Annotated in this window: 26 protein-coding genes; 12 read left to right on the forward strand and 14 right to left on the reverse strand. The window is 70.6% G+C overall.

Going from position 1 to position 25,167, the window contains the following annotated elements:
- Nucleotides 1–56: 56 nt before the first annotated feature.
- Nucleotides 57–437: a hypothetical protein gene (locus AB0M01_RS07090; RefSeq protein ID WP_363666411.1), complete on the reverse strand. Its 381-nt coding sequence runs from the start codon at nucleotides 435–437 to the stop codon at nucleotides 57–59.
- Nucleotides 438–519: 82 nt separating this feature from the next.
- On the opposite strand from AB0M01_RS07090, the gene AB0M01_RS07095 reads away from it, so the two are divergent.
- Nucleotides 520–1,407 (forward strand): LysR family transcriptional regulator, encoded by an 888-nt coding sequence (locus AB0M01_RS07095; protein WP_363666413.1) that lies wholly within the window; start codon nucleotides 520–522, stop codon nucleotides 1,405–1,407.
- A 2-nt stretch (nucleotides 1,408–1,409) separates the two neighbouring features.
- On the opposite strand, the gene AB0M01_RS07100 is transcribed toward AB0M01_RS07095, so the two are convergent.
- The 10 genes from AB0M01_RS07100 to AB0M01_RS07145 all read right to left on the reverse strand — a co-directional run bounded on the left by AB0M01_RS07100 (nucleotide 1,410) and on the right by AB0M01_RS07145 (nucleotide 12,103).
- Nucleotides 1,410–3,464, reverse strand: coding sequence for a hypothetical protein (locus tag AB0M01_RS07100; protein WP_363666415.1), 2,055 nt, complete (start codon nucleotides 3,462–3,464; stop codon nucleotides 1,410–1,412).
- A 114-nt stretch (nucleotides 3,465–3,578) separates the two neighbouring features.
- A complete protein-coding gene (locus tag AB0M01_RS07105; protein WP_363666417.1) occupies nucleotides 3,579–3,971 on the reverse strand; it encodes a DUF3592 domain-containing protein in 393 nt (130 codons plus the stop codon).
- Complete coding sequence (locus AB0M01_RS07110; protein WP_363666419.1) at nucleotides 3,968–4,462, reverse strand: DUF3592 domain-containing protein; 495 nt, start codon at nucleotides 4,460–4,462, stop codon at nucleotides 3,968–3,970. The genes AB0M01_RS07105 and AB0M01_RS07110 overlap by 4 nt, the downstream gene beginning before the upstream one ends.
- Nucleotides 4,463–4,500: 38 nt before the next feature.
- Complete coding sequence (xylB, locus tag AB0M01_RS07115; protein WP_363666421.1) at nucleotides 4,501–5,922, reverse strand: xylulokinase; 1,422 nt, start codon at nucleotides 5,920–5,922, stop codon at nucleotides 4,501–4,503.
- Nucleotides 5,922–6,890, reverse strand: a complete 969-nt coding sequence (locus tag AB0M01_RS07120) for a sugar-binding domain-containing protein (protein ID WP_363666423.1) — start codon at nucleotides 6,888–6,890, stop codon at nucleotides 5,922–5,924. Before AB0M01_RS07120 ends, xylB begins: the two co-directional genes overlap by 1 nt.
- Nucleotides 6,887–8,365 (reverse strand): mannitol dehydrogenase family protein, encoded by a 1,479-nt coding sequence (locus tag AB0M01_RS07125; protein WP_363666425.1) that lies wholly within the window; start codon nucleotides 8,363–8,365, stop codon nucleotides 6,887–6,889. Before AB0M01_RS07125 ends, AB0M01_RS07120 begins: the two co-directional genes overlap by 4 nt.
- A complete protein-coding gene (locus tag AB0M01_RS07130) occupies nucleotides 8,362–9,207 on the reverse strand; it encodes a carbohydrate ABC transporter permease (RefSeq protein ID WP_363666427.1) in 846 nt (281 codons plus the stop codon). Before AB0M01_RS07130 ends, AB0M01_RS07125 begins: the two co-directional genes overlap by 4 nt.
- Nucleotides 9,204–10,160, reverse strand: coding sequence for a sugar ABC transporter permease (locus tag AB0M01_RS07135; RefSeq protein ID WP_363666429.1), 957 nt, complete (start codon nucleotides 10,158–10,160; stop codon nucleotides 9,204–9,206). The genes AB0M01_RS07130 and AB0M01_RS07135 overlap by 4 nt, the downstream gene beginning before the upstream one ends.
- 10 nt (nucleotides 10,161–10,170) lie before the next feature.
- Nucleotides 10,171–11,571: a sugar ABC transporter substrate-binding protein gene (locus AB0M01_RS07140; RefSeq protein ID WP_363666431.1), complete on the reverse strand. Its 1,401-nt coding sequence runs from the start codon at nucleotides 11,569–11,571 to the stop codon at nucleotides 10,171–10,173.
- A 121-nt stretch (nucleotides 11,572–11,692) separates the two neighbouring features.
- Nucleotides 11,693–12,103 (reverse strand): hypothetical protein, encoded by a 411-nt coding sequence (locus tag AB0M01_RS07145; RefSeq protein WP_363666433.1) that lies wholly within the window; start codon nucleotides 12,101–12,103, stop codon nucleotides 11,693–11,695.
- A 97-nt stretch (nucleotides 12,104–12,200) separates the two neighbouring features.
- Here AB0M01_RS07145 and AB0M01_RS07150 point away from each other — a divergent pair, with 97 nt between their 5' ends.
- Nucleotides 12,201–12,800, forward strand: a complete 600-nt coding sequence (locus tag AB0M01_RS07150) for an ATP-binding protein (RefSeq protein WP_363666435.1) — start codon at nucleotides 12,201–12,203, stop codon at nucleotides 12,798–12,800.
- A gap of 3 nt (nucleotides 12,801–12,803) precedes the next feature.
- Here AB0M01_RS07150 and AB0M01_RS07155 read toward each other — a convergent pair whose 3' ends face one another.
- Entirely contained in the window at nucleotides 12,804–13,484 is a 681-nt protein-coding gene (locus AB0M01_RS07155; protein ID WP_363666437.1) for a helix-turn-helix domain-containing protein, read from the reverse strand.
- 75 nt (nucleotides 13,485–13,559) lie between these two features.
- Here AB0M01_RS07155 and AB0M01_RS07160 point away from each other — a divergent pair, with 75 nt between their 5' ends.
- The 5 genes from AB0M01_RS07160 to AB0M01_RS07180 are packed head-to-tail and all read left to right on the forward strand — an operon-like array spanning nucleotide 13,560 to nucleotide 18,587.
- Nucleotides 13,560–15,110 carry an ABC transporter substrate-binding protein gene (locus AB0M01_RS07160; protein WP_363666439.1) on the forward strand — a complete coding sequence of 517 codons (1,551 nt, stop codon included), beginning with the start codon at nucleotides 13,560–13,562 and terminating at the stop codon, nucleotides 15,108–15,110.
- Nucleotides 15,103–16,089, forward strand: a complete 987-nt coding sequence (locus tag AB0M01_RS07165) for an ABC transporter permease (RefSeq protein WP_363666441.1) — start codon at nucleotides 15,103–15,105, stop codon at nucleotides 16,087–16,089. Before AB0M01_RS07160 ends, AB0M01_RS07165 begins: the two co-directional genes overlap by 8 nt.
- Complete coding sequence (locus tag AB0M01_RS07170) at nucleotides 16,086–16,910, forward strand: ABC transporter permease (protein ID WP_363666443.1); 825 nt, start codon at nucleotides 16,086–16,088, stop codon at nucleotides 16,908–16,910. Before AB0M01_RS07165 ends, AB0M01_RS07170 begins: the two co-directional genes overlap by 4 nt.
- Nucleotides 16,911–16,947: 37 nt before the next feature.
- Entirely contained in the window at nucleotides 16,948–17,757 is an 810-nt protein-coding gene (locus AB0M01_RS07175; protein WP_363666445.1) for an ABC transporter ATP-binding protein, read from the forward strand.
- Nucleotides 17,754–18,587, forward strand: coding sequence for an ATP-binding cassette domain-containing protein (locus AB0M01_RS07180; RefSeq protein ID WP_363666447.1), 834 nt, complete (start codon nucleotides 17,754–17,756; stop codon nucleotides 18,585–18,587). The genes AB0M01_RS07175 and AB0M01_RS07180 overlap by 4 nt, the downstream gene beginning before the upstream one ends.
- 41 nt (nucleotides 18,588–18,628) lie before the next feature.
- Here the strand turns inward: AB0M01_RS07180 and AB0M01_RS07185 are convergent, their stop codons facing one another.
- The gene (locus AB0M01_RS07185) at nucleotides 18,629–19,627 is read right to left on the reverse strand and encodes an ROK family protein (RefSeq protein ID WP_363666449.1); all 999 of its coding nucleotides are present in this window, start codon (nucleotides 19,625–19,627) and stop codon (nucleotides 18,629–18,631) included.
- A gap of 74 nt (nucleotides 19,628–19,701) precedes the next feature.
- Here AB0M01_RS07185 and AB0M01_RS07190 point away from each other — a divergent pair, with 74 nt between their 5' ends.
- The 5 genes from AB0M01_RS07190 (at nucleotide 19,702) to AB0M01_RS07210 (ending at nucleotide 24,331) form a co-directional block, all read left to right on the forward strand.
- The gene (locus tag AB0M01_RS07190) at nucleotides 19,702–20,505 is read left to right on the forward strand and encodes a creatininase family protein (protein ID WP_363666451.1); all 804 of its coding nucleotides are present in this window, start codon (nucleotides 19,702–19,704) and stop codon (nucleotides 20,503–20,505) included.
- Nucleotides 20,502–21,629, forward strand: a complete 1,128-nt coding sequence (locus AB0M01_RS07195; RefSeq protein WP_363666453.1) for an enolase C-terminal domain-like protein — start codon at nucleotides 20,502–20,504, stop codon at nucleotides 21,627–21,629. Before AB0M01_RS07190 ends, AB0M01_RS07195 begins: the two co-directional genes overlap by 4 nt.
- Nucleotides 21,629–22,669 (forward strand): serine hydrolase domain-containing protein, encoded by a 1,041-nt coding sequence (locus tag AB0M01_RS07200; protein ID WP_363666455.1) that lies wholly within the window; start codon nucleotides 21,629–21,631, stop codon nucleotides 22,667–22,669. Before AB0M01_RS07195 ends, AB0M01_RS07200 begins: the two co-directional genes overlap by 1 nt.
- 236 nt (nucleotides 22,670–22,905) lie before the next feature.
- Complete coding sequence (locus tag AB0M01_RS07205) at nucleotides 22,906–23,586, forward strand: hypothetical protein (RefSeq protein WP_363666457.1); 681 nt, start codon at nucleotides 22,906–22,908, stop codon at nucleotides 23,584–23,586.
- Between the two features lie 73 nt (nucleotides 23,587–23,659).
- On the forward strand, nucleotides 23,660–24,331 hold the full coding sequence (locus AB0M01_RS07210; RefSeq protein WP_363666459.1) for a DUF998 domain-containing protein: 672 nt from the start codon (nucleotides 23,660–23,662) through the stop codon (nucleotides 24,329–24,331).
- Here AB0M01_RS07210 and AB0M01_RS07215 read toward each other — a convergent pair.
- Nucleotides 24,261–25,121: a hypothetical protein gene (locus tag AB0M01_RS07215; protein ID WP_363666461.1), complete on the reverse strand. Its 861-nt coding sequence runs from the start codon at nucleotides 25,119–25,121 to the stop codon at nucleotides 24,261–24,263. The two genes, AB0M01_RS07210 and AB0M01_RS07215, sit on opposite strands and share 71 nt — an antisense overlap.
- Nucleotides 25,122–25,167: the final 46 nt, after the last annotated feature.

The following is a 25,167-nucleotide window of genomic DNA, read 5'->3' on the forward strand; positions in this document are numbered from 1 at the left end:
CTACATTTATTTCCCCGGGAACATAATTCAATCGTCAGACTGCGGGACCGGGGTGGTCAGACGGTTGCCGGTAGCACACCAGAGACGGGTGCGGGTCCTGGGTCGCAGTCGAGGTGACGGCTCACCCAGTCGTCGAGGTCACAGGCTGCTTCCGCTGGATCGTCCAGCAGGTGCTCACGCCACCAGTCGCCGGCCTCCGGGCGGGACGCACGCCGTACGGCGTCCTCCGACCGCCCGAGAGCGGCGGCGATCTGCTGCCAACTGCTCCCCCGGAGCCTGGCCAGCGCCACCACCGACTCCACGTACCGGTCAGCCGCCTGCAGCACCGCACGGGCGGCGACGAGCTCTTCACCGCCAGCAGGGACCGCAGCGCCGGCGGTCTCCGCGAGCTGGCACGCGTCGTACGACAACGCGACGCGAGCGACGGCCTCTTCCATCTCTCGAGCATCGACGCTGCCGCCAACCGGCACAATGCGCGATTCCCGCAGCCAGCCTCTGCTGCTGCCTTAGGCTGAGCTCATGCGCTACGACCTCGACGATCTCCGCCTCTTCGTCCACGTCGTCGCCGAAGGCTCCATCACCGCAGGCGCCCGGCGGATACACCTGAGCCTCCCGTCGGCCAGCGCCCGCGTCCGCGCGCTGGAGGCGCAGGCCGGTCTGCCTCTGTTGATCCGGGAACGCAGAGGCGTCCGGCCGACCCCGGCGGGGAGCTCACTCGCTCGCCATGCGGAGGCCGTGCTCGCCGAGACCGTCCGGCTGGACAACGCGATCGCCAGCTACACCGCTGCCCCGCGGCGGCCCGTCGTACTGGTTGCTGGTGCGTCCGGGATGCACCGGATCGTCCCGCTCGCGCTGACCACGTTCCTGCGGGCCTACCCCGAGTACGACGTCTCCGTGTCGGAGCAGCGGACGCCGGAGAGCCTGCGGATGCTCGCCGACGGCGAGGCCGACCTGGGAATCGTGCTGCACGACGAGGCCGAGGACACCGACCTCCGGCTCGAACCGCTCAGCGAGGACCACCTGGTGGTGATCGGCCAGGCCGGCGGCATCCTCAGCGGGCGCACCGGGATGACGTACCGCGAGGCGGCCGAGCACCCGATGGTCGGCGTCTCCCTGGACTCGTCGCTGCGCCAGTGGATCGACCGCCACCTCCCAGCGAACGCACCCGTCCCCCGCTACCGCACGCTGGTCCCCGACCTGCACACCTTGATCGCGCTGGCGACGTCCGGCGCCGGGCTGGCCATCACCCCGCGCCGGGCCGTCACAGCGAGCCCGGAGCTCGACATCTGCCCACTGACCGACCCCTGGTCGCTACGCCGCCACCTGCTGGCCCACGGCACCCGCCGCCCAGCCTCCCGCCGGGCAACGGACGCACTGGCCGACCACATCCGAGCCACTGCCGGCTGACTTCAGGTACGGCGTACTGCCAGCCCGTCGATCTGGTTGGTCATCGACACGTCCCGAGTGGTCAGCTGGACCGTCCCCGACAGAAACGTCGCCGGCGTCGGCAGCGCGATCACAGCCTGGTACTCGGTGGTCGCCTTGTTCAGGTTCACCGTGCCCACCGACTTGCCGCCGTAGTAGACCTGCAGCGTGCCGCAGGTCTGGCAGCGGGTCGCGACCAGGTACAGCCGCTTGGCCTGCACCGTACGGGTCAGCGAGATGCCCTTCGCACCGCCGCTGGTCACCGTGCCCAGGTAGTAGACGCCGTTCGCACCGCGCGACCATCCCGCCGACGCGGTCAGCGCGCGGTCGTCCATCGGCCGCGAGAAGCACCGCTCGGCGGTCCAGCCCGACACCGTGCCGAAGACGTCGCGCGCCCGCACCGACACGCAGTATTCATTGCCTGCAGCAACATTCAGCGTGATCGAGGTCGCCTTGGTCGCGGCAGCGGCGTTGACGTAGGCCCCGAAGTTCCCCAGGTACGTCGCGGTCCGGTAGCGGACGTCGTACGAGCCGACGCCACTGGAGTCGGTCGCGGCGTACTGGAGGCTGACCGAGGCCGCCTTGGTCAGCTCGAAGGCCCCCGAGGTGAACGCGACGGTCGGCGCCAGCGCGTCGACGTTCAGGTACCGGATCGCCACCGTCGCCCGCCCACCCGGCTCGACCGCGCGGACCTGGAAGACGTGGGTGCCGGAGGCCACCCCGGTCTTCGTGTACGGCGAGGTGCACGCCGTCGCGGGCCCGCTGTCGAGCTGGCAGGTGACCGTCGGCGAGGCCATCCCGGCGGTGTCGAACGGGATGCTGAGGCTCGGGCCGTTGATGGTCGCGGTCGGCTTGATCGCGACGCGCGGGCCCTGCCAGAACGCCGTCCCGAGCATTTCGTCCCAGGGCCGCTGGAACACCGTGACGGCAGTGCCCGGCCGGCCGGTCGCATCGACCGGAACGACGTGCAGCGCGTTGCCACCGTGAGGCACCGACTGGTTCAGCAGCAGCTTGGTCGCGTCCGGCGACCAGGCGACCGAGTTCAGTTTCAGGGCCCCGGCGGCGCCGAGCTTGGGCGTACCACCGGCGATCGGGATCACGGCCGGGGCTGCGCCGACGGCGTACGCGATCCAGCGCCCGTCAGGCGAGACGGCCGGGTAGGTGGCCTGCTCGGTCCCGGCGATGCTGCTCAGCACCGCGCCGTTCGCCCGTGCCTGGACGCGCTGCAGGAGTCCCTGGAACTGGTCTTTCACGAGGATGGTCTGGTTGTCCGGCAGCCAGGTCGGCATCAGCAGGTGACACCCGATCCGGACCGGCGTACCACCGGTCGCCGCGACCATGTCGACGCAGGAACTGCTGTCCGGCTGCAGACGCTCGTAGGCGATCCGGGTACCGTCCGGCGACCAGGCCATCCGAATGATCCCGGTGGAACCGCCGACCAGTTGCACCGGGACTGCCCCCGGGACGTCGGTCCGCACCCGCCACAGGCTCTCCTGCCCCCTGGCGAAGGCGATCTCCCGTCCGTCGGGCGACGGCGCGATCTCGTGGCCGATCACGTGTGTCGGTCCGTCGACGGCCAGCGGCAGGACCTCGGTGCCGCCCGGGACGCCGACCTGCGCCGCGTACGTCCGGGTGTTCCCGGTCTCCAGCCGGACGGTGTTGGTCAGGCCGATCACTTCCCGGGTGGGTGCGGGCGCGATCGGCGTACTGGCCGGACCTTCGCCCTCCTCACTCACCGCGGCGACCGAGTAGGTCGCGCCCTCGATCCGTTCGACCTGCGACCAGGCGACCTCACCGGTCAGGGTGCTGGTGCCCCAGGTCGGGTAGCTGGTCTCGGTTCCGTTCACCGAACGACGGACGACGAAGCCCGTCACCCCTTCGGCTTCGGCAGGCCGCTGCCACCGAAGCTCCACCCCGGTGAACGTCCCCACGGCTGCGACACCCGACGGCACCGAAGGCACCGCCTCCGCCGTCGCGTGGGCCGGCACCCCGGCTCCGAGCGCTGTCGCGCCCACCGCGAGTGCCACCACAGAACGCATCAACGACCGCACGCTTCCCCCAGCAGGTGTTCGGACCCGCCCACGCGCGCCTCACCGAGCTATCGTTGCCGAGGGCCCGTTCGTTACACCTTTGCAGCTACGTGCAAAGGGTTCTCAGCGCGCCGACCAGAGCAGCCGGGCTCCGACCGCCAGGAAGATCGCGAACCCGACCGCCCACAGGATCGGCATCGTGTAGTCGGTTCCCCAGTCCGCGGCCTGCATGCGGTGCGGGTCGGTCCGGTCGTAGACGACGTCCACGGTCTGCCCGACCTCGGCGTCGAGAAAGTTGGAGGTGTCGCCCTCGATCGTCTGTCCGGACTTGGTGACGTAGCGGACGGTGATGTGCTCGGTCCTGCCGCCGGACTTGTCCAGCACAACGGCCGGCACGACCTCGCCGCGCTCGCGCAGCGCCCGGAGATCGTCGGCCTCGAACCCGCCGGCCACACCACAGACCACGGCGAGCAGCACCATGGCGGCACCTTCGTACCGGGTCTGCCAGTCGCTCACGAGTGCCGGCCGCGGCGGTAGAACTGGGTGGTGGCGTAGACGAGCAGGCCGATGCCGAGGGCACCGGTGAGGCCGGGGAGGACGTAGTCGAAGCCGTAGTCGGCGGCCTGCATGCGTTTGGGATCCTGCGGGTCGTAGATCACGTCGATGGTCCCGCCGGTGGCGGCCTCGTCGTAGTTGCGGGTGCCGTCCTCGACGGTCTGGCCGGCCTTGGTGACGTAGCGAACCTCGATCTCGGGGGACTTGCCGGACCCGATCGAGAGCACGGTCGCCGGGACGATCTCGCCGCGCTGCTGGAGGTAGTAGGTGTCGCGACCGACCCAGAGCCCGAAGGCGAGCACCGCGAAGGCGAACGCGAGGGTGATCAGACCGTCGGGGTCCCAGTGCCAACGGCGGGGGCCCTGGGGCCGGCGGGCCCGCTGGGCGGCGACGCGGCGGGTCCGCCGGGCGGCTTTGGCTCGGCGGACCTCGTGGGGTTTGCGGCGGCTCATGGTGCGAGGTGGGACGCCGCAACCGCAGCGGGAGTTCCCTATGGGTGGGTGAGCAGCGGGCGGGTGCCGTGGAGGACGGTGGCGTAGCGGGAGCGGATGTCGGCGGCCTCGGCCGCGGTGAGGATCGAGGACTCGGGCTTGCCGACGGCAACTGACCAGGTGGGTGGGGTGTCGGCGCCGGATAGCGCCCACGCCGCCTGGCGGGCCGCGCCCAGCGCGACGTACTCACCGGGCTCCGGCAGCACGACCGGTGCACCCAGCAGCGCCGGCGCCAGAGCCTGTACGGCGCGGGAGCGCGCCGCGCCACCCAGCAGCAGCACCCGCTCGACCGGAAGCCCCTGCGCCCGCAGCGCGTCGACAGCATCCGCCAGGCCGCACAGCATGCCTTCGACGGCGGCGCGGGCCATCGTCGCGGGCTGCATGGTTGCGCGGGTAAGGCCGTAGAGCAGGCCGGTGGAGTGCGGGAGATCAGGGGTGCGCTCGCCGTCCAGGTACGGGAGGAGGACCAGGCCGTTGCTGCCCGAGGAGTTGAGCGCCGCCTCGTCCAGCTCGGACAGCTCCATGCCGAGGAGCGACGCGGTGGCTGACATGACTCGGGCAGCGTTGAGCGTGCAGACCAGCGGCAGGTAGCCGCCGGTCGCGTCGGCGAAGCCTGCGACGAAGCCGCTGGGGTCAGCGGTTGGCGTCGTACTGGTGGCGAAAGCCGTGCCGCTGGTGCCGAGAGAGACAGCAACGTCACCGGGCTGCAGGTCGAGGCCCAGCGCGGCAGCCATGTTGTCACCAGTCCCAGCAGCGATCTGAGCACCAGAGGCGGTCTCCCCGACCACCTCCCGAGGCCCAGCGACCCGCGGCAGCTGGAGCGACCGCCCGAAGGCGCGCTCAACCAGGTCGGGCCGGTACGAGTTGGTCGCCGGCGACCACCAGCCAGTGCCTGAGGCGTCGCCGCGATCAGTGGTGAGGTCAGCGATCCCCGACCGACCAGCGGCGAGCTGGTGCGTCAGCCAGTCGTGCGGCAGCGCCACGGCAGCAGCACGCGCCGCAGCCTCCGGCGCGGCGGACTGCACCCAGCGCAGCTTCGTCACCGTGAAGCTGGGCACCGGCAGCGACCCGATCGCCTCGGCCCACGCCTCAGCACCGCCCAGCTCGGTCACCAGCTCAGCAGTGGCGTCAGCCGAGCTGGTGTCGTTCCACAGCACGGCCGGGTGCACGGTCGCGCCATCCTCATCCAGCAGCACCATCCCGTGCTGCTGCCCACCGACCGACAGCGCCTGTACGCCGTCCAGCAGGCCGTCCGACGCGGTCCGCCAGGCCTGGAGCCACTCGGCGGGGTCGACCTGGGTGGCGTCGGGGTGCGGCGCACGCCCTTCGCGCAGCACCTCTCCGGTCCCGGCGTCGCAGACCACGACCTTGGTGGCCTGGGTGGAGCAGTCGACACCGGCGACCAGTTGCGGCTGTGTCATCAGACGGAGTTCCTCTCGGCGGCAGGCAACAGGCGGAGTACCTCACGGGCCAGGTCGGTGGTGGTCACCAGCGTGCTGACCAGTCCCGACCGGACCGCTGCGACGACCGCGGGAGCCCGGTGCGCGCCGGCCGCCAGTGCGACCCGCTCAGCTGGGCGACGCAACTGGTCGATCGACACCGCGATGATCATCTGCTCCAGCGGTGACGCGACCAGTTTGCCGTCCACGTCCAGCAGATGCCCACTCACCTCGGCCACGGCGCCGCCTGCAACCCCTGCATCGCGTACCGATTCCGACACTGCGTCCCACACCGTGGAGCAACCGGAGCGCCAAGCACCGATCGCCACCACGGAGATGTCCAGCCCGTCAGCCATCGCGAGCGTGTCAGCGATGCCCGGCTGGCGGCGCAGCGCGGTCACGGCGGCGACGTCGTCCACGACGAGCGGCGCATGCACCGCGTACGCCGTACCGCCGGCAAGCTCTGCAGCCCGCCGGGCCAGGTCAACCGTCGTACCGCCACCAGCTGGCGAATGCAGCGACCCGGCCATCTGGATCACCGTGCAGGACGGCAGCGCGTCGAAGTGGTCGACCATGGCGTCCACTGCCCGGCTCCACGTCAGCCCGAGCAGGTCGCCCGCACGGACCAGCTGCATCACCGCCCGGGCAGCAACCTCCGCTACCTGCGCCCGAACCTGTTCGGCCGATCCAGTAGCGGTAGTCGCCACACAGCGCGGGATGCCCAGCGCTGTCGCCAGCTGCTCGGACAGCACCCGGTCCACCGGCGACGGGCTCTTGATCTGGATCTGCACGATCCCCCGCTCCCGGGCCGCCTCCAGCAGCCGGGCGATCTTGAACCGGCTCAGGTCGAACTGTTTGGCGATGTCCACCTTGGAGGTGTTGTCCAGGTAGTACCGCCGGGCTACGTCGGCCAGCAGCTCGTCGTCGTCCTCGCCCCCCTCCCCGCTCATCCGGCCAGATCCTCCAGCGTCGCCCGAGCGCCCCGCTCGTGCAGCGACGCCAGCGACGCCTTGTACGCCGTGACGAAGCGCTCGTCGTCCACCAGGTCGCCGAACAGGTCCCTGTCGGAGACGAACACCAGCGGGTCCTCCTGGTTGTGCTGGGCGCGCTCGACGAGCTTGTCGCGCAGCCGGTCGACCACCTCGATCGGCTGGCCCTGCTCGTCCACGCCCTCGGCGTACCGGGCCCAGGAGGCCACCACCAGCGCCGACCGCTCGACACCGCGGCCGGCGGCAAGCTGCTCGCGGATGACCGGCACCAGCCACTTCGGGATCCGGTCGGAGCTCTCCGCGCACAGCCGCGCGAGCGTGTCCCGCACCTCCGGGTTGGCGAACCGCTCGATCAGCTGGTGCTTGTACTGCTCCAGGTCCACCCCTGGTACGTCGGGCAGCGTCGGCTGCCCCTCCTCGGTCATGTAGCCGAGCAGGAAGTCGACGAACAGCTTGTCCTGGCACACCTCGTGCGCGTACCGGTAGCCGGCCAGGTAGCCCAGGTAGCAGAGCGCCTGGTGGCTGGCGTTGAGCAGCCGCAGCTTCATCAGCTCGTACGGCTCGACGTCCTCCACCACCTGCACCCCGACCTCCTCGTACGCCGGCCGCTCACCGCCGAAGTCGTCCTCCAGCACCCACTGCGTGAACGGCTCGCACACCACCGGCCAGCCGTCCTCGATCCCGAACCGCTCGGCCAGCGCCGCGCGGTCCTCGTCGGCGGTGACCGGCGTGATCCGGTCGACCATGCAGTTCGGGAACCGCACCTCAGCAGCGATCCAGTCGGCCAGCTCGGGGTCACGGAGCCGGGCGAACGCGGTCAGCATCTTCTTCGCGACGTGCCCGTTGCCCGGGATGTTGTCGCAGGACATCACCGTGAACGGCTTGGTCCCCGCCGCCCGGTGCCGAGCCAGTGCCTCGACGATCAGGCCGAACGCCGTACCAGGAGTGGCACCCGGTACCAGGTCCGCGGCCAGTCCCGGGTCGGACGCGTCGAGCTCACCGGTCACCTGGTTGACGTGGTACCCACCCTCGGTGATGGTCAGCGACACGATCCGGGTCGCCGGGTCGGTCATCCGGGCCAGCACCGCCTCCGGGTCGTCCGGGGCGAACAGGTAGTCGACGATCGAGCCGATCACCCGCGGCTCCAGCGTCCCGTCCGGGTGCTTGACCACCAGCGTGTACAGGCAGTCCTGCGCGGCCATCACGTCGGCCATCCGCCGGTCCTGCGGCAGCACGCCGACCCCGCAGATCCCCCAGTCCAGCGCCTTGCCCTCGCCCATCAGTCGATCCAGGTACATCGCCTGGTGCGCCCGGTGGAACCCGCCGACCCCGAAGTGCACGATGCCCGGGCGGACCGCCGTACGGTCGTACGCCGGGACGCCGACCTGCGGGTCGAGCGCGGACAACGCGGCGGAACTGAGCTTCTGCAAGGTCACTTGACGGCTCCCAGCGACAGGCCCTGGACCAGCTTGTCCTGGGCGGCGAAGCCGGCGATCAGGACGGGCAGCGACACCACCAGCGAGGCCGCGCAGACCTTGGCCAGGAACAGCCCCTGACTGGTGACGAAGCCGGTCAGGAACACCGGTGCGGTCTGGGCCACCGTACCTGTCAGGACCCGGGCGAAGAGCAGCTCGTTCCAGCTGAAGATGAAGCAGATCAGCGCCGCCGACGCGATCCCCGGCGTCACCACCGGAGCGACCACGGAGCGCAACGTCCGGAGCAGTCCGGCGCCGTCCACCGAGGCCGCCTCGAGGATCTCCACCGGCACCTCGGCCAGGAAGCTGCGCAGCATCCAGACCGCGATCGGCAGGTTCATCGAGGTGTAGAGCACGATCAGCAGCCAGATGTTGTCCAGCAGCCCGGTGAACTGCGCGAACAGGTAGATCGGCAGCAGCCCGGCCACCACCGGCAGCATCTTGGTGGACAGGAAGAAGAACATCACGTCGGTCCACTTCCTGACCGGCTTGATCGACAGCGCGTACGCCGCCGGGAAGGCGAGCAGGATGACCAGGACCGTGGACAGGATGCTCGCGGTCAGCGAGTTCGCGATCGACGGCCACGGGCCGCTGTCGAAGAACGACCGGTAGCCGTCCAGCGTGAGCGGCGCGGCGATGTCGGGCGGGTTCTTGGCCGCGTCCTCCTCGGCGTGGAACGAGGTCAGCGCCATCCACAGCACCGGCAGCACGAACAGCGTGCCGACGATCCAGGCCAGGCCGCTGAGCACGATCCCGCCACCGCGGTTGCGCTTGCCGGTCACGATCGTCACGGTGTTGCTCATCGGCCCTCCTCCTTGAACAGCGACGAGACCGACCGCAGGGCGAACGTCGCGATGATGATCGTGCCGATCACCACGATCACGCCCGCGGCCGAGGCCCGGCCGTAGTCGTGCGCGGTGTAGAAGGTCTGGTAGATCGTGTACGGCAGGTTCGCCGTCCCGAGCCCGCCGGAGGTGATGGTGAAGACCGCGTCGAAGTTCTGCACGACGTAGATCGAGCCGAGCAGCGCGCTCAGTTCGAGGTACTGGCGCAGGTGCGGCAGCGTCATGTACCGGAAGATGTCCCACTGGCTGGCGCCGTCGATCCCGGCCGCCTCGATCACGTCCAGCGGCCGGCTCTGCAGCCCGGCCAGCAGGATCAGCATCATGAACGGCGTCCACTGCCAGACCAGCGCGAAGATCACCGACCACAGCGGCTGGTTGCTGATCCAGTCCGGCTGCGGCGCGTTGTCGCCGAAGATCCAGGTCAGCAGGCCGTTGAACAGCCCGTACTCCGGGTTGTAGAGCGCGTGCTTCCACAGCAGCGCGGCCGCGACCGGTACCACCAGGAACGGCGTGATCATCATCGTCCGGACGATCCCGCGGCCGCGGAACCTCCGGTCCAGCAGCAGCGCGATCACGAGCCCGAGGACCAGGCTGATCAGCACGACGGCCGCGGTCAGCAGGATCGTCACCAGGATCGCCTGCCGGGTGTTGGCGTCGGTGAGCACGCGGCGGAAGTTGTCGATCCCGGCGAAGCCGCGCTCGTCGGGGTAGTAGGCGTTCCAGTCCATGAACGAGGTGATGATCGTGACCACGAACGGCAGCTGGGTCACCACGATCATGAAGATCAGGGCCGGCAGCAACGGTGCCCGGCGGGCCCAGTCGCCGGTCTTGCGCAGCATCGTGGACTGGCCGCCCGGCGGCTTGTTGGCGGCGTGCCGGCCGCTGGTGCGTGCCTCGGTGTCGACACTCATGACGGCTTCCTCACTTCGCTTCTCGGGAGCGGTAGCGCTCCGCCACGTCGTCGGCGAGCTCCTGGCCGCGTTTCAGCGCCTCGTCGACGCTCATCCGGCCGGCGATCGCCGAGCTGACGTCCTGGCTGACCTGCGTCCCGAGGTCGGGGAACTCGGGGATGTCGACGAACTGGATCCCGATCGCCGGCCGCGGCTGCACGCCCGGGTTGCGCGGGTCGGCCGCCTCGATCGCCTGCTTGGTCGGCTCGGCGAACGCGCCCGCCTCCTTCACGTACTCCGGGTTGGTGTACGTCGACGCGCGCTTGCCCGCCGGGACGCGGGACCAGCCGAGCTCCTTGCCGACCAGCTCCTCGTACTGCTTGCTGGACGCCCAGGAGATGAACTTCCAGGCGTTGTCCTTCTTCTTGCTGGCCTCCTGGATGCTCCAGGACCACGCGTACAGCCAGCCGGAGCTGTCGGTCTTCACGACCGGCGCCGGGGCGTAGCCCATCTTGCCCTTGACCGGTGAGTTGGGCGCCTCGAGCGAACCGGCGGCCGAGGTCGCGTCGTACCACATCGCGACGTTGCCCTGGACGAGGTTGTTCAGGCACTCGGTGAAGCCGGCCTGCGGGGCGCCGAGCTCGCCGTGGTTGCGGACCAGGTCGACGTAGAACTTGGTCGCCTCGGTGAACTCCGGGGCGTTGACCTTGGCCTGCCAGTCGTCGGTGAACCAGGTGCCGCCGAAGGTGTTCACGACGGTCGTCAGCGGCGCGAACAGCTGGCCCCAGCCCGGCTGGCCGCGCAGGCAGATCCCGCGCATCCCCGGCTGCGCGTTGTCGACCTTCGCCGCGATGTCCGCGACCTGCTGCCAGGTCGGCTTCGCGGGCATCGTCACACCCTTGGACTCCAGGATGTCCTTGCGGTACATCAGGAACGACGACTCGCCGTAGAACGGTTCGCCGTACACCTTGCCGTCGGCGCCGCTCAGCGACTCGGTCATCGGCTTCAGGACGTCGTCCTGGTTGAAGTTCGGGTCGTTGGCGATGTAGTCCGACAGCGGCGCGATCCACTTGCTGGTCGCGTAGATCGGGATCTCGAAGTTGCTCAGCGAGGCCACGTCGTACTGGCCGGCCTGGCTGGAGAACTCCTGGCTGATCTTGTCCCGGACGTCGTTCTCGGGCAGCACGGTGTAGTTGACCTTGATCCCGGTCTGCTTGGTGAAGTTGTCGGCGGTGAGCTTCTGCAGGTCGACCATCTGCGGGTTGTTCACCATCAGCACGTTGATGCTGTCCGCACCGCCGCCACCGGCCCCACCACCCCAGCCGGCGCACCCACCGGCCGTCGTCACCAGGACGAGGGCGAGCGCGGCCGCCCCCACCCGCTTCCGCTGTTCCAGCACGAGCTGCTCCTTCACATCCGGGGACTCGCTCATCTGAGCAGGGCGTTGCTCAAACTAGAGTGAAGCGTTTGCGCGGAGAGGTGTCAAGGGTTCGGGGCACACGAGAGCACCCGCCCGCTCAGATGAGCAGACGGGTGCCGGTGAAGGAGATCTGCTACTTCGTACGAGCAGCGCGGCGTTCTTCCTGGCCCTTGAAGTACGCACTCTCCAGCCCGCTGACACCGACCGGAACCAGCGCCGCCGGGAAGGTCGGCCACAGGCCGAAGTCCTCCACACCACTCACCCAGACGACTGCCAGTGCGATCACCGCCAGGCCGAGCAGCACGAACCATCCGTACTTCGTCAACAGGTGCGGGCCGTCACCGAACAACGGCGTGCGCGCGACGGCGGCCACCAGGAACAGCCCGGCGGCCGCGACGACGATCACCTCGAGGATCACCGCCGCCCACGCGCGGTCGCCGCTCCAGACACCGTCGACGGTCGGCATCCAGACCGCGTTGCTGCCGACCAGCAGGCCGACCACGGCGTACGCAAGGACCCCTGGGCGGGTCAACCGGTTCGGCACTTGCGGCTCCGCTCGTCAGAACTTGGTACTGCCGGTTTCATCGCACATTGGATGCCTGGTGTTACCCGGGAGTTCCCGATGGCGGAGAATAGCCCGCGTGAGTGCGCGTGTAGTCCTGCTGGCCGGGCCGTCCGGGACCGGGAAGTCCCATCTGGCCGAGCTGGTCGGGTTGCCCGTCGTCCGGCTCGACGACTTCTACCGGGACGGGGACGACGCGGCGATGCCGCGGTCGCCGCTCGGGATCGTCGACTGGGACGACCCCGCCTCCTGGGACGCCGGGCGCGCGGTCGACGCGCTGGAAGCGCTGTGCGCGAACGGGACAGCCGAGCTGCCGGCGTACGACATCCGGGCGAACGCGACGGTCGGGCACCACCGGCTGAGCACCGCCGGGCAGCCGCTGATCGTTGCCGAGGGCATCTTTGCCGACCAGGTCGTCGGCGAGCTGAAGACCCGCGGGCTGCTGGCGGCCGCGATCTGCGTGCGGCACCACCGGATCGTCACGTTCCTGCGCCGCTTCCAGCGCGACCTGCGCGAGCACCGCAAACCCCCGTTCACGCTGCTCAGACGCGGATTGCTGTTGCTGAAGGACGATCCCCGAGTCGTCAAACGCTGCCTCGACGCCGGCTGCGAACCGCTGCACCCGAAGGCCGCCCGCCGCCGCATCGCCGACCTGCTCGCCACCGCCAGGACCAGCTGACCCTCAAGCAGTCCGATGCCCGAAGGACGGCGCCGTCAGCACCGCCGACGCATCCGCCGCAGCCGACTGCACCAACGCCCGAATCCGCTCCGACGCCTGATCAGCCAGCGTGAACTCCGTCCCCGCAACCCCCAGCGCACCCAGCACCTCGCCGTTGCGGTGGAACACCGGCGCAGCCACCGACCGCAGTTGACCACCATCGAGCCGTACGACGGCATCCGCCGCGCGAGAGAAGATCGCCTGCCCGAACGCCGTCTGCTCCATCGCAGTCGTCAGGCCGGGCCGCACCGGGATCCCGAACGGGTCCAGCGACTCGGCCGCATCGACCACCACCAGTTGATCGCCGTACGGCTGCGCGAAGTGCGCGCTGAGCCCGGTCGACGTCCGCAGTGACTCCAAGGCCGCGCGAACGACCTTGCGCCACGGCGCATCGGCGAGCGTCGCCGCGGCGATGCCGAGGAAGCGCGGCCCGATCCGGTACGTGCTGTCGGGTTCGGCGACGGCGAACCCCTGGCCGACCAGGTGCTGCAGCAACCGGTAGACAGTGGCCTTGGGCAGGTCGGTCCGGGCCGCGAGGTCCACGATCCGGTGGCTGCCGCCGTGCTCGGACAGCGCCACCAGCACATCCAGCACCTTGACCGCCGCTGCCCGCGGCGATTCCACCGAACCACTGTCGCTCGTCATGATCACAGGTTATTGTAAGCAACCAGCGTTTCGTCAGATGAAACCGAAGTTTCATTTATGAGGAGGATTGCGGCGTTGAGGAACCTCCAACCACCCCTGACCCGCCGGCGGCTGCTGACCACCGCCGCCGTCGGCGTCCCGCTGCTCGGTATGCCCTCGCTGCTGGCCGGCTGCGGGACGGCCGAGCCGGCCGGTTCCGGGCGCCGGATCCGGGTGTCGCAATCGGTCGACCCGACGACGCTCGACCCGCAGAAGCAGGGCGGGATGACGACGATGAACGTCCTGATCAACCTGTTCGACACGCTCACCGCGCGGGACGTCCACAACCAGCTGGTCCCCCGCCTGGCGACGAGCTGGACACCGGTCGACGACCACCACTGGCGGTTCGTGCTGCGCCGCGGGGTCACCTTCCACAACGGTGAGGTGTTCGACGCCAAGACCGTGAAGTTCAGCATCGAGCGGCTGCTCGACCCCAAGACCCAGTCGCCGATCGTCGAGCTGCGCTACGTCACCGGCGTCCGCGTCGTCGACGACTACACCGTCGACTTCGTCCTCGACCAGCCCGACCCGGTACTGCCGGCCAAGCTCTCGCTGTTCGGCGGCGTGATGGTCCCGCCGAAGTACCTGGCCGATGTCGGCGACGAGAAGTTCGCCGCCGCGCCGGTCGGCACCGGCCCGTTCCGGTTCGAGAGCTGGAAGCGCGGCGTCGGCATCCGGATGCGAGCGTACGACAAGCACTGGGAGAGCAGACCGGCGTACGACGAGCTGGAGATCCAGACCATCCAGAACCCGGCCTCCGCGCTGGCCGCGCTGCAGAGCGACGAGGTCGACCTCGTCACCGGGCTCGTCCCGGACGCGGCCCTGCAGCTCGAGGGCTACAAGGGCGTCCGGGTCAGCTCGTTCCCCGGGCTCCGGATGTCGTACCTGTCGCTGGACACCACCGACCCGGCCTTCTCCGACGTCCGCGTACGCCGGGCGCTCAACCACGCGATGGACGTCCCGCTGCTGGTCAAGGCGACGCTGAACGGCCACGGCCGCGAGGTGCCGACGATGATCCCGCGGGAGTCGTTCGGATTCGATCCCGCGATCGCGCCGTACCGGCGGGACCTCGACCTGGCCCGCGGGCTGCTGACCCAGGCCGGTCACCCGAACGGGCTGTCCACCACGCTCACCGCGTCCAGCACCGACGCAACCACCGCGCAGGCGATCTCCGGGCTGCTGACCAAGGTCGGCATCCAGGCGAAGGTCTCGCTGCTCGACCCGTCGACGTACTCGAAGCGACTCACCAGCGACAACCGCAAGGCGCTCGGCCCGATGTACCTGGCCGCCACCACCGGCTGGACGCTCGACGGCTCCAGCCCGGTGCAGTCCAACGTCCGTACCGGCCGCCGGCAGAGCCGCTGGTCGAACCCGCAGGCCGACCGGTTGATCGACCAGGAGGAGAACTCGATCCGCCCGGCCGACCGGCAGAAGGCCTTCAGCTCCCTGCAGCGCCTGCTCTCCCAGGAGGCCCCCTTCGTGTTCCTCTACCAAGCCGACACCATCGTGATCTCGAACGACCGGGTGCGCTGGACGCCGAACGTGATCGGCCACCTCGCCCTGCAGAGCGCGGTGCGCGATGACTGACCTGATCGCCTCGACGGCTCCGGCCGTACGCCGTACCGGCCGGAACCGGACACTCAGCCTCGGCCGGACCGTGCTCGGCAAGATCGTCTCGTCGCTGATCGTGCTGCTCGTGGTCGCGACCGTGGCGTTCCTGCTGGTCCGGATCTCCGGCGACCCGCTGGCGCTGCTGCTGCCGCCGGACGCCACCAAGGAGCAGGCCGACCAGCTCGCTGCCGAGCTCGGCCTCAACCAGTCCCTGTTCGCCCAGTACGTCGACTACCTCGGCGGCCTCGTCCAGGGCGACCTCGGCCGGTCGATCTTCTTCGACCAGCCGGTCGTGTCTCTGATCGGCGAACGCCTCCCGGCCACCGCCCTGCTGGCCGTCTCGGCGCTCGTCCTGTCGCTGCTGATCTCGTTGCCGGCGGGCATCCTGGCCAGCGTCCACCGCGGGCGGATCACCGACACGATCATCAGCGGGATCGTCCTGATCGGGCAGTCCACCCCGGCGTTCTGGGTGGGCATCGTCTTCATCCTGCTGTTCGCGGTCCGGCTGCACGCGTTGCCGGCCGCCGGGTACGGCAGCATCGCCCATCTCGTCCTGCCGACCGTCACCCTGTCGATCTACTCGATCGCGGTGGTCGCCCGGGTCCTGCGCACCTCGCTCGCCGAGGAACTGTCCGCCGACTACATCCGTACGGCGACCGCGAAGGGCCTCACCCGCGGCCAGGTCGTGCTCGGCCACGGGCTGCGCAACGCCTCGCTCCCGGTCGTCACGGTGGTCGGGCTGGAGCTCGGATCCCTGCTGGGCGGCGCGATCCTGACCGAGCAGGTCTTCTCCTGGCCCGGGATCGGCCGGCTCACGGTCGAGGCGATCGCCAACCGCGACTTCCCGCTCGTGCAGGGCGCGGTGCTGTTCTTCGCGCTGGTCTTCGTCGTGGTGAACCTGCTCGTCGACCTGTCCTACACGCTGCTCGACCCGAGAGTGAGGCTCGGCCGATGATCGTTCGCGTACTCCGGGGCCGGCTGGCCCTGCCGGCGCTGATCCTGCTGGCCCTGGTCGTGCTGTGCGCGATCCTGGCGCCGGTGGTCGCGCCCGACGATCCCAACGCCCAGGACCTGCTGACCCGGCTGAGCCCGCCGGGCAGCGCCCACCTGCTGGGCACCGACAACCTCGGTCGTGACGTGCTCAGCCGGCTGATCTACGGCGCCCGCATCTCGCTGTTCGTCGGGCTCGCGGTCGCGCTGATCTCCGGCACGATCGGCGCGGTGATCGGGATCGTGGCCGGGTACCGCGGCGGCTGGGCCGACCGGGTGCTGATGCGGCTGGCCGACGTCCAGCTCGCGTTCCCGTCGATCCTGCTCGCGCTGGCCGTGGTCGCGTTCCTGGGCAACGGCCTGTGGGTGGTGATCATCGTGCTCGGCGTCACCAACTGGGTCTCGTACGCCCGCGTCACCCGGTCCAGCGTGCTGTCGCTGCGCGAACGCGACTTCGTCCTGGAGGCCCGCGCGATCGGGGTCGGGCCGGCCACGATCATGCGCCGGCACCTGCTGCCGAACGTGTTCGCGCCGCTGATCACGATCGCCGCGCTGAACGTCGCCTCGGCGATCGTGGTCGAGTCGGCGCTGAGCTTCCTCGGCCTCGGCGTCCCGGCCGAGATCCCGACCTGGGGCTCGATGCTGGCCGACGGCCAGCTCTACCTCGGGACGTCGTGGTGGATCGCGGTCTTCCCGGGCCTGGCGCTGATGCTGACCGCGCTGTCCATCAACATCACCGGCGACGCGATCCGCGACGCCGTCGATCCGAGGGCGTACCGCCGATGAGCGCACCGAACCCGACCGTCGAGCCGGAGGCGAAGCTGTGAGCGCACCGATCCTGTCCGTCGACGACCTGCGCGTCGACTTCGCCCTGCCCGGCCGGACCGTGCACGCGGTCCGCGGCGTCTCCTTCGAGCTGCGGGCCGGCCGGACGCTGGCCATCGTCGGCGAGTCCGGCAGCGGCAAGTCGGCCACCGCCTGCAGCGTCCTGCGGCTCAACCCCGAGCCGCCCGCGGCGTACCCGTCCGGCAAGATCCTGTACGACGGCCAGGACCTCCTCGAGCTGCCCGAACCCGAGCTGCGCAAGGTCCGCGGCGAGCAGATCGCGATGGTCTTCCAGGACCCGATGTCCAGCCTCAACCCGGTCCGCCGGATCGGCGCGCAGATCGCCGAGGTGCTCAGCCGGCACCGCGGCGGCCGCGGTTCCCGGTACCGCGCCGAGGTGATCGCCGCTCTGGAGTCCGCGGGGATCGACGACCCCGAACGCCGCGCCGCGCAGTACCCGCACCAGCTCTCCGGCGGGCTGCGGCAGCGCGCGATGATCGCGATGGCACTGGTCGCCGGGCCGCGGCTGCTGATCGCCGACGAGCCGACGACCGCGCTGGACGTGACGGTCCAGGCGCAGATCCTCGACGTACTGGCCGAGCTGCAGCAGGAGCGGCAGATGGCGCTGCTGCTGATCACGCACGACCTCGGCGTGGTGGCGAACATGGCCGACGACGTCCTGGTGATGCGGGCCGGCGAGGTGGTCGAGAGCGGCGACGTGCTCTCGATCCTGACCGATCCGCAGCACCCCTACACCCAGCAGTTGCTGGCCGCCACACCCCGACTGCGCGAGGAGACCCCGGCATGACCGAACAGCGGGTACTGCTCAGCACTTCCCAGCTGTGCAAGGAGTACGACGTCCGCGGCCGCGCGCCAGTCGTTGCCGTAGACAACGTTTCGGTCGAGCTGCGGGCCGGCGAGACGCTCGCGGTGGTCGGTGAGTCCGGCTCGGGCAAGACCACGCTGGCCCGGATGATGCTCGGGCTGCTGCCGCCGACGTCCGGTCGCGTCGAGGTCGGCGGTCGGGACCTCTTCGCGCTGCCGCCGGGCGAGCTCCGGGCGTTGCGACGGGATCTGCAGGTCGTGCTGCAGGATCCGTTCTCCAGCATGAACCCGCGGATGCGCGTGGTGGACATCGTGGCCGAGCCGCTGGTGACGCACGAGCCGGAGCTTCGTGGGCGGCGTGGGCGGGCCGAGCGGGAGGCACAGGTCGCCTCCCTGCTGACCGCCGTCGGGCTGGAGACGGACGTCGCCTCCCGGTACCCGCACGAGTTCTCCGGTGGCCAGAGGCAACGGATCTCGATCGCGCGGGCGCTGGCGTTGCGGCCCGAGGTGATCGTGCTGGACGAGCCGACGAGCGCGCTGGACGTGTCGGTGCAGGCTCAGGTGCTGGACCTGCTGTCGTCGCTGCAGCGGGAGTTCAACCTGAGCTACGTGTTCGTGTCGCACAACCTGGCGGTGGTGCGGAAGCTCGCCGACCGGGTCGCGGTGATGCGCGGTGGAGCAGTGGTCGAGAGCGGTCCGGTGGCAACGGTGTTCGACAGCCCGTCCGATCCGTACACGCGGGCGCTGCTGGACGCCGTGCTGGAGCCTGACCCGCGGAGGGCACGGCGACGACGAGCGCTGGACGTCGCGTGAGCGCGGCCGGGTCGCGCGGCGACCCCTCTGATGGCGCGCGCTTACTGGCCGGAGAGACGGGACAGCACCAGACCGGCGCCGCCGAGCAGCGCGACGTCGTCCGCGGCGGTGTCCGCGGCGACGACGCGCGGGCGCTCGGCGAACTCGGCCCAGTCGCTGACCGCGCGCAGCCGTTCCTCGATCCGGCCGAGGAACTCGCCGCCGCCGACTGCCGCGTCGCCGTGCACGATGTAGAGCCCGGGCGCGAGCAGGTGCTGCACCGAGGACAGCCCGACGGCGAGGTTGTCGGCGTACTCGGCCATCAGGCGGCGCGCTCCCGTGTTCTCGCGGGCGGCGGCGATCAGATCGCCCACGCCGGTGATCTCGCCGAGTCCGCGGACCGTCGCCTCCTGCCGCAACCAGGTCGAGGTGGCGATCGTCTTCCAGCACCCGAGGTTCCCGCACGAGCAGCGCCGGCCGCCGACCGCGACCGTGATGTGCGCGCCGCTGCGGCCACCGAGCGGCGCGATCACCTGCCCCTCGTACAGCAGCCCGACGCCGAGCGTGTCCCCGGTCGCGACCGAGGCGAACGACGCCCGCCCGGCGCCCTGACCGAACCAGCGGTCGCCGAGCACCTGCAGGCGGGCCCGGTGATCCACGAACACCGGGCAGCCGAGCAGCCGGTTCAGCGACGCGGCGATCGGGTAGCCGGTGAAGCCCGGCCGGTCGTCGATCCGCCGCAGCACCCCGGTGGTGTGGTCGACGAGACCGGCACTGGCCACTCCGACACCGCACGGGTCGCTGCCGGCCAAGCAGCCTTCCACCGTGTCCTGCAGAGCCGCCCGCAGTACGCCGGGGTCGTCGGTCGCCGGGAACTGCTGCTCGGCACGCCGTACGATCCGGCCCGCCGAACTCACCAGCGCCACCCGCACCGACCCGGCCAGCAGCTCGACGCTGCCGATCAGGGTCTCGCCGACCGTCGCACTGTCGCCGCGGTCGATCGCCGCGTTCTCGGCGCCGACCGGCTGCAAGTGCCGGTTGCCGCGGGGCAGATCGACCATCGTTCCATCCTGCCTGAGCACTCGGGCCCGGGTCGGCGCCCGACCTCGGGTCCGTCCGATCGGAGATCGTTGCGATGACTGTACGACACCTGGCCACGCTCACCCGCGGAGTCGTCCGGACCCTGGCCGCCGACGGCGCTGTCGCCGTCCTGCCGATCGGTGCGGTCGAGCAGCACGGCGACCACCTGCCGCTCGGGACCGATTTCCTGCTGGTGGAGGCGGTTCTCGACCGGGCGCTGGAGCAGCTGGCTGACGACAGTACGACGTGGGTCCGGCTGCCGACGATGACCTTCGGGCACAGCCCGCATCACCTGTTCGCGGCGGCGGTGAGTCTGCGCCCGGCGACGTTGTCCGACGTACTGGCTGATGTGCTGGCGTCGCTCGCGCAGAGCGGGTTCCGGCGGATCGTGATCGTCAACGGGCACGGCGGTAACGACGAGCTGGTCCGGCTGGCGGTGAAGGCGCACTCGCTGCAGGCGGAGGGGACGGCGGCTGCCTGCTCGTACTGGACGTTGAGCGCCGATACGACGGCGGAGGCGGCGGCGGTTGAGCGGCCGGAACGCACGCCGGGTCACGCCGGGTGGTTCGAGACGTCGCTGATGCTGGCCGTCCATCCGGAGCTCGTCGCCGACGATCGCCCCTTCCAGCCTGCTGATCCGCCGCCGCTGTTCAACCAGAGCCCGGCGCCCGGGCTCACCGTCGAGCGGTACGGCGAGTGGCCGCGCGTCGGCGGGGTCACTGACGACGCCGCGGAGGCGACGGCCGAGACCGGGCGGCTGCTGCTCGGCCGCCGCGTGGCCGGGCTGGTCGCCGCCCTGCGCGGGCTCGACGAAGCCACCACTTCCCATCCACTGACCGAAAGAGGTCCTCAGGCATGATCATCACCGGCATCGACGTCCAGGTCGTCAACCTGCCGCTGACCAGTCCGTTCCGCAGCTCGTTCGAGACCAAGACCGGCGAGACCCGGACCGTCGTCCGGATCACCACCGACGACGGGCACGTCGGCTGGGGCGAGACGATGTGGGGCGCGCCGGTCGCGCGGCTGACCGAGCAGCTGGCCGCGTCGCTGATCGGCAAGAGCCCGTTCGCGCTGGAGGAGTTCCACGCCACCCACCGGATGGTCCCGTTCTTCTACGGCTACATCGGGTACGCCGCCCTGGCCGGTCTCGACGTCGCCTGCTGGGACCTGATGGGCAAGATCACCGGCCGCCCGCTGACCGACCTGATCGGCGGCCGGGTCCGCGACACCGTCCCGATCACCGCGCTGATCACCCGCGCGGACGCGCCCGGCGCGAGCGACGCCGACCTGCCCGGCGCGCTCGCCGAGTTCGCCGCGAAGGTGGTCGCCGAGGGCGGCTTCACCGCGGTGAAGCTGAAGGGCACCAAGGACGTCGACGGCGACGTACGGATCATGCAGGCGTTGCGCAGCGCGCTGCCCGAGGCCGAGCTGCGGGTCGACCCGAACGCCGCCTGGAGCGTGCCGGAGTCGATCCGGGCCGGGCTGCGGCTGGAGGAGCTGGACCTGGAGTACCTGGAGGACCCGTGCTGGGGCATCGACGGGATGGCCCAGGTGCGGGAGAAGATCCGGATCCCGCTCTGCACGAACATGTGCGTGGTCGCCTTCGAGGACTTCGCGCCGGCGATGCGGCTCGGCGCGGTCGACGTGATCCACGGCGACGTCTACAAGTGGGGCGGGATCAAGGCCACCAAGGACCTGGCCGCGCACTGCGAGACCTTCGGGCTCGGGATGAACCTGCACAGCGGCGGTGAGCTCGGCATCGCGACCGCGGCCCACCTGGCGGTGGTCGCGTCCACGCCGGTGCTGAACCGGGCGATCGACAGCATGTACTACCTGCACGACGACGACATCATCGACCCGATTCCGTTGCAGGACGGGCGGTTGACGGTGCCGGACGGTCCCGGGCTCGGGGTGAGCGTGGACGAGGAGAAGCTGGCGCACTACGCCGCGCTGAACGCGCGCGAAGGCGACCTGGTCAAGTGATGCCGGTGATCGAGGAGCTGCTCACCGAGGCGCGGCGGCGCAGGGTGTTCTCGGCGGCTGCGTGGTCGGTGGGGTCGGCTTCCGAGACATTCAGCCGGGGGTTGCTCGGTACGACGGCCTGGGGGTCGGCTGGGGTGACCGAGGACAGCCGCTGGGACTTGGCGTCCGTCACGAAACCGATCGTGGCGATGGCCGTGCTCTCGCTGGTCGAGGACGGTGTGCTCACGCTGGACGACACGATCGCCGACCACCTGCCGGAGTACGCCGGGACGGACAAGGCCGGGATCCGGATCCGCGAGCTGCTCGCGCACACGTCGGGGATCCCTGGGCAGCAACCGCTCTGGCGATGGGCGCGGACGCGGGAGGAGCTGCTGGCCGCGATTCGCTCGCTGCCACTGCTGGGGCCGCCCGGCGCGCAGGTCGCGTACAGCTCGCAGGGGTTCATCCTGCTCGGGCTGATCGCCGAGGCGGCGGCCGAGGCGACGCTCGACGTGCTGGTCGCCGAGCGGGTGACGCGGCCGGCGGGGATGCTCGGCGCTGCGTACGGCGTACCGGATCGTGCGCCAGCGGTGGCGACCGAGGACGATCCGTGGCGCGGCCGGGTCGTGCAGGGCGAGGTCCACGACGAGAACGCGGTGGTGCTCGGTGCACCGGCCGGGCACGCCGGGCTGTTCGGCACGCTCGCGGATCTGGAAGCCCTCGGCCGGACGCTGTGCGCACGGGGGTGCGGCGCTGCCGGTCGGGTGCTGTCGGAGGCCGGGTACGCCGCGATGATCGCGCCGCGGACCGATCACCTGACGCTCCGGCGCACGCTGGGCTGGCAGGGCGTCGACCCGGTCGACTCGGTCGCCGGGGACCTGATCGGGCCGCGCGGTTACGGGCACCTCGGCTTCACCGGGACGTCGCTGTGGGTGGACCCGGAGCGCGGGGCGTACGTCGTACTGCTGACCAACCGGGTGCACCCGACCCGGCAGAACCCGGCGATCGGGCGGGTTCGCCGGGCTGTGAACAACGCGGGGTTCGCCCTCGCGAGTCGCTGACCGGCCGCGAAGGCGGCGGCGCCGCGCCCCGGCAACCCCGCGCCCCAGCCGGGCACCCCGCGATTCCGTGACCCGGCGCCCCCGCGACCGCACACCCCTGCGCGGCTTTCCACTCGTTCGGCTCGATCAGCGTGTGACACGCCGGTCACGGCGGGTTTCGTCGTCCGGTGGTTGCTTGGCGTTCACCTTCGTCTGGTGGGGTTCCTACGAGGATCCCCTGAACTGGCGGAGGAGTTGTGAGGCGGACTGCGCCGGGCGTGGCCGTACTGGTCGTCTGCGCCGTGCTGGCGTTACCCGGGTGCGCGGGCGGTGACGCGGGCGCCGTCACCGCCGAGGCCGGCAGCAACAACGCCGCCGCACCGCCGGCTCCGAGCGCGCCGCCGACGCCGGCCGCGCCGAAGAGCGCGCTGGCCGGGCTGATCGTCGTACCGGGCGGGTACGGCGCCGACGGGCGCGAGCCGAGCGGGCCGTTCACGCTGCCGTCGTTCGTCGCGACCATCTCCGGCGTCCCGGCCGAGGACCGCGCACTGCTGCTCAACGCGAGCTTCACCGACGGCTACCAGGCGGTGCGGGTCAGCCCGGACCGCCAGAAGCAGTACACGATCCGCCTGTTCCGGACCGGCTCGAAGCGCAAGGCCCAGGACCTGCGGACCGGCTTCTGGAGCCAGGAGACCTTCACCGCCAAGTTCTCCGTCGCGGGCGTGCCCGACATCCGCACCGGCCGCCGCGTCGGCCCCAACGGCGTCCCCGACGAGGCCGAGGCGGTCGCCCAGGCCTCCTTCGTCACCGGCAACCTGCTCGCCCAGATCACCGTCCGCCAGACCGGCCCGATCACCGGCAACCTCCAGCCCGACACCACCCTGGTGAGCACCCTGGCGAAGCAGCAGTACAAACGCCTCACCACCAAGTCCGGCTGAGTCGCGTCCTCGCTACCGTCGCCCGGGTGCGCAGGCGATGTCCCCGAGCGTTGCCGCTCTCTAGCGTCGAGGCATGAACCCAAGAATCGGCGCGATCGCCTGGCTGGCCGGCGCCCTGCAGTTCTTCGTCGTGATGATCGTCGTCCAGCTCGCCTGGACCACGCCGTACAGCTGGGCGGACAACAACATCAGCGACCTCGGCAACGTCCACTGCGGCGACTTCGGCGGCCGGTCCGTCTGCTCACCGCTGCACGGCCTGATGAACGCGTCGTTCGTCCTCGGCGGCCTGCTGATCGTCGGCGGCGTCGTTCTGACCCGCGCCGCCTGGCCGCGCGGCGTCGTCTCGACGCTGACCCGAGTGTTGCTCGCGGCAACAGGTGTCGGCTGGGCGATCGCCGGCCTGGCCCCGGCCGACGTCAACGAGGACCTGCACGTCCTCGGCGGCGCGGTCGTGATCTTCCTGGCCGGGAACCTCGCCCTCCTCCTCGCCGGGGCGCTTCGCCCCGGCAGCGCGATCAGCCGAGCCCGCTGGTACGGCGTCACGCTCGGCCTCCTCGGCCTGGTCGCGATGGTCCTGCACTTCGGCGGCCACGGGCTCGGGCTGGGCGTCGGCGGCATGGAGCGGGTGACCGCGTACGGCGTACCGGTCTGGCTGATGATCGCCGGTGGGCTGCTCATCCGGAGGCGCGCAGGTAGTGCGCCCAGTACCCGCGCCATGGGCCGTAGCGTTCGGCGAGCTGGATGACGTCCGCCTCGTCGACGGCTCGCCCGTACACCCGCGCGGCCGCGCGGAGGAACTCCTTCTCGGTCGGCACCTCGTCGGTCCGGCCGAGCCCGCGGATCATCACGAAGGTCGCCGACCACGGCCCGATCCCGGGCAACGCCAGCAGCTGCTCCTTGGCGTCGTCGTACGGCGCGGTCCGCAGCTCCAGCTCGGACAGCTCCAACCAGCGCCGCGCAGCACCCTGCAGGTAACCGGCCTTCCGGACGTTCCCGATCACCTCGGCGAGATCGCCGATCCCCGCCACCTGCTCGGCGTCGGGGAACGCCGGATACTCGCCGCCATCGACCTCGATCACCGTCCCGGCGCGCCGGATCAACGCCGCTTTCGCCTGCACCGCAACGCTTCTCGGCGTACGCTGCGAAAGGATCGCCCACGCGACGTTCTCCCACGGCGAGCTGAACTTCACCTGGTGGTACCCGTACAGCCGCTCCACCACGACCTTGAAGTCATCGTCCGCGAGCGCGTAGAACTCCTCCAGCTCGTCGTCCAGACTGAGGTAGAACCGCACCCGATCCAACGCCGCGTCAACCGCCGCGTCATAGCGCGCACCACGCAGCCTGACGTCCACCCCGACACCGCCCGCCGAGACCTCCGCCAGCACCGTCTCCCCGGCGACCCGCAGCGCCTTCACCAACCGCCCATCACCGATCCGCTGCTCCCCCGCGGTCGGCGAGAATCCCCCCACGAACCGCAACGACAACCCGAAGTCGAACGGCGCGGCCGCGGTCAACTGATGCGCAGAACCCGTCATGCACCCCACTCTGCCGGACCCCACCGACTGTTTTGCGCGCCCTACT

Origin of the sequence: Kribbella sp. NPDC051770, from assembly GCF_040681455.1 — a bacterium.
Taxonomy (GTDB): Bacteria; Actinomycetota; Actinomycetes; order Propionibacteriales; family Kribbellaceae; genus Kribbella.

Excerpts from the sequence above, each read along its gene's own strand:
- AB0M01_RS07090 (WP_363666411.1), bottom strand. The coding sequence starts at position 437 with ATGGAAGAGGCCGTCGCTCGCGTCGCGTTGTCGTACGACGCGTGCCAG.
- AB0M01_RS07095 (WP_363666413.1), top strand. The coding sequence starts at position 520 with ATGCGCTACGACCTCGACGATCTCCGCCTCTTCGTCCACGTCGTCGCC.
- AB0M01_RS07100 (WP_363666415.1), bottom strand. The coding sequence starts at position 3,464 with ATGCGTTCTGTGGTGGCACTCGCGGTGGGCGCGACAGCGCTCGGAGCC.
- AB0M01_RS07110 (WP_363666419.1), bottom strand. The coding sequence starts at position 4,462 with ATGAGCCGCCGCAAACCCCACGAGGTCCGCCGAGCCAAAGCCGCCCGG.
- xylB (WP_363666421.1), bottom strand. The coding sequence starts at position 5,922 with ATGACACAGCCGCAACTGGTCGCCGGTGTCGACTGCTCCACCCAGGCC.
- AB0M01_RS07120 (WP_363666423.1), bottom strand. The coding sequence starts at position 6,890 with ATGAGCGGGGAGGGGGGCGAGGACGACGACGAGCTGCTGGCCGACGTA.
- AB0M01_RS07130 (WP_363666427.1), bottom strand. The coding sequence starts at position 9,207 with ATGAGCAACACCGTGACGATCGTGACCGGCAAGCGCAACCGCGGTGGC.
- AB0M01_RS07135 (WP_363666429.1), bottom strand. The coding sequence starts at position 10,160 with ATGAGTGTCGACACCGAGGCACGCACCAGCGGCCGGCACGCCGCCAAC.
- AB0M01_RS07140 (WP_363666431.1), bottom strand. The coding sequence starts at position 11,571 with ATGAGCGAGTCCCCGGATGTGAAGGAGCAGCTCGTGCTGGAACAGCGG.
- AB0M01_RS07155 (WP_363666437.1), bottom strand. The coding sequence starts at position 13,484 with ATGACGAGCGACAGTGGTTCGGTGGAATCGCCGCGGGCAGCGGCGGTC.
- AB0M01_RS07165 (WP_363666441.1), top strand. The coding sequence starts at position 15,103 with ATGACTGACCTGATCGCCTCGACGGCTCCGGCCGTACGCCGTACCGGC.
- AB0M01_RS07170 (WP_363666443.1), top strand. The coding sequence starts at position 16,086 with ATGATCGTTCGCGTACTCCGGGGCCGGCTGGCCCTGCCGGCGCTGATC.
- AB0M01_RS07180 (WP_363666447.1), top strand. The coding sequence starts at position 17,754 with ATGACCGAACAGCGGGTACTGCTCAGCACTTCCCAGCTGTGCAAGGAG.
- AB0M01_RS07185 (WP_363666449.1), bottom strand. The coding sequence starts at position 19,627 with ATGGTCGATCTGCCCCGCGGCAACCGGCACTTGCAGCCGGTCGGCGCC.
- AB0M01_RS07190 (WP_363666451.1), top strand. The coding sequence starts at position 19,702 with ATGACTGTACGACACCTGGCCACGCTCACCCGCGGAGTCGTCCGGACC.
- AB0M01_RS07195 (WP_363666453.1), top strand. The coding sequence starts at position 20,502 with ATGATCATCACCGGCATCGACGTCCAGGTCGTCAACCTGCCGCTGACC.
- AB0M01_RS07200 (WP_363666455.1), top strand. The coding sequence starts at position 21,629 with ATGCCGGTGATCGAGGAGCTGCTCACCGAGGCGCGGCGGCGCAGGGTG.
- AB0M01_RS07210 (WP_363666459.1), top strand. The coding sequence starts at position 23,660 with ATGAACCCAAGAATCGGCGCGATCGCCTGGCTGGCCGGCGCCCTGCAG.
- AB0M01_RS07215 (WP_363666461.1), bottom strand. The coding sequence starts at position 25,121 with ATGACGGGTTCTGCGCATCAGTTGACCGCGGCCGCGCCGTTCGACTTC.